The sequence below is a fragment of the Bacteroidia bacterium genome (genome assembly GCA_025056095.1).
Classification (GTDB): Bacteria; Bacteroidota; Bacteroidia; order JANWVE01; family JANWVE01; genus JANWVE01.
In genome coordinates, this window is the sequence record JANWVW010000348.1 from 1 (window position 1) to 1189 (window position 1189).

Genomic DNA, 1189 nt, shown 5'->3' on the forward strand with positions numbered 1-1189 from the left:
CACGCAAAGGATCTCTGAAAAAGCCATTTCTCTGTAACTTATCCAAGTTTTTAGCTTGTAAGTGGTTGTACTTCAATCTTAAACAAGGTAAAGACATAACTGCACAGGTAATTTGCGTGAGGGGCATAGAGCATGCCCGTCAGGGCAGTACGAAGCCCAGCGAAGTACCGAAGCGAAGCGTAGTGCGGAATGCCCCGACCCTTGCGTCAGCAAATTGTTTGAATCTGTAACCCATAATACGTACGCATTACCCCTGCCATCTACTGCTACTGTAGCCAACATCTTTATCGCTTCCTCCGATATAAGTAGAATAAACTAAGCTGGTTCCCAAAAGATTTAACTTTGTAACAAAAACATCGTAACTTTCTCCATTTGTACTTTGGAAAATACCTGTAGTAGTATCGTAGTTAGTTGAGAGTGTTTCCCTGTTATATATGCATTACCACCGCTATCCACAACTATATCATAGGTTCTGTCTTCGTTATTTCTTCCAATATACATAGAATAAAACAGCGATCAATCACTAATACTTTGCTTTTATCGTACTCTCCCAAGATAACTTGCCAAAATTCCCCGTTTCTTACAAACTTACTCGGTACAGTACAGCTATTTTGGTACGTGTGTAAATTCGGATAAGGCTACTGCGTGGTAAAACATAATTGCAGTTGATCCTTTTTCATAAACGCTATACTGCCCGCTTAGCTTAAAACTTAATCTGCGAAACATCTGCATACGGCTCTACTACAAAATCATATCGCAAGCTACTCTTATCAAAGTAGTACCGTATATCAATGCCATTATACACATTTTTAATTACGGCTTCTTTGTACAAACCTACATAAGCGGCATGCTTGCTTAGGTCATTACCAATTTTGGAAATAATCAAACAAATGGAGGTATTTTTTGTAATCGTTTGAAAATAAATTGATTATATATAAGTTCCTCATAGCAAATTAAACTGTATTTTTGCTGTAATGAACAGAGTATTTTTTCCCTATGGAGTAAGCAATTTTGAGGAGATAGTCCGAGAGGGTTTTGTCTTCGTAGATAAAACGCTTTTTATTGAGAAATTAGAATACAACAAAGAGAAACGAGTAGTTTTTTTACGCCCACGCAAGTTTGGTAAAAGCTTGTGGCTGTCTGTTTTGGAATACTACTACGATACCAATCAAGCACACAAATTTGAACT

The 1189-nt window shown here is 37.5% G+C and carries 3 protein-coding genes; 2 read left to right on the forward strand and 1 reads right to left on the reverse strand.

Annotated features, from left to right (window positions below; genetic code table 11):
- On the forward strand, positions 1 to 230 hold a 230-nt coding region (locus NZ519_13950), incomplete at its 5' end, for a hypothetical protein (protein MCS7029855.1).
- Positions 231 to 703: 473 nt separating this feature from the next.
- Here NZ519_13950 and NZ519_13955 read toward each other — a convergent pair.
- Positions 704 to 886: a hypothetical protein gene (locus NZ519_13955; GenBank protein MCS7029856.1), complete on the reverse strand. Its 183-nt coding sequence runs from the start codon at positions 884 to 886 to the stop codon at positions 704 to 706.
- 88 nt (positions 887 to 974) lie between these two features.
- On the opposite strand from NZ519_13955, the gene NZ519_13960 reads away from it, so the two are divergent.
- Positions 975 to 1189 (forward strand): AAA family ATPase (locus NZ519_13960; protein ID MCS7029857.1); only part of this gene is annotated, 215 nt, incomplete at its 3' end.